This window comes from Sulfitobacter sp. HI0129 (genome assembly GCF_001635395.1).
In the GTDB taxonomy this organism is placed as follows: domain Bacteria; phylum Pseudomonadota; class Alphaproteobacteria; order Rhodobacterales; family Rhodobacteraceae; genus Sulfitobacter.
This window is the reverse complement of sequence record NZ_LWGH01000194.1, coordinates 1-682: the sequence shown is the minus strand read 5'-3', so window position 1 is coordinate 682 and position 682 is coordinate 1. Positions and strand designations below refer to the sequence as shown.

Annotated in this window: 1 protein-coding gene; it reads left to right on the top strand. The window is 60.1% G+C overall.

What is annotated here, in order from left to right:
- Window positions 1-682: TniQ family protein (locus A3764_RS01980; protein WP_067951106.1), on the top strand; the 682-nt coding region annotated here is incomplete at both ends.

Genomic DNA, 682 nt, shown 5'->3' with positions numbered 1-682 from the left:
GCCGCACCCGCTGCCCAAGACTGTCGCGCCGCTGCCAGACGAGTTGTTGTCAGGTTGGTTGTCTCGGCTGGCGGCGGCCAACTACTGTGATGATGCGGAACTACTGGCTCATCTCAGAATCGATACCGCGCATGGCACCGCCTTGGACTTCAACGTCGACGCGGCTGCGGCGGCGAAGATTGCCAACGCCGCACGGGTTAACCCAGATGTTGTTCGATCTTTGACCTTTCCGGCAATGACGCCACGAGAAGCCTCGCTGACGGCTCAGATGCCATTCCAGCATTGCATGCAATGCGCCAGAGAGGGTCTTTCGCTCAGGCATTGGAGGCGGGCCTGGGCATTTGACTGCCAAGTTTGCGGGACGAGACTTGTGCAGACCCTTGGCAAACTCCGTGAGGAACAAATATCTGGAAAACTGATATACCGAGCGCGCCGCGGGGCAGAGATGCTTGAGTGCGCCGCGCGCTCGCGCGGCCCCAAGCAACTTCGGCGCGCAATGCGCGCGGTCACCTTTGCCATGTCACTCAAAACCTTCCGCGGGGATCCGTCGTTCGCTGTCCAGAACCCCAGATCGGAAGTTAGGCTGTTCTGCCTCGCCGCAATCGCCGCCGCTCGATCTCATCCCTTGGCTAAGGCAGCCATCGTCAGCAAAAGCATCGACGACTATGCAAGGGTTGCTCTC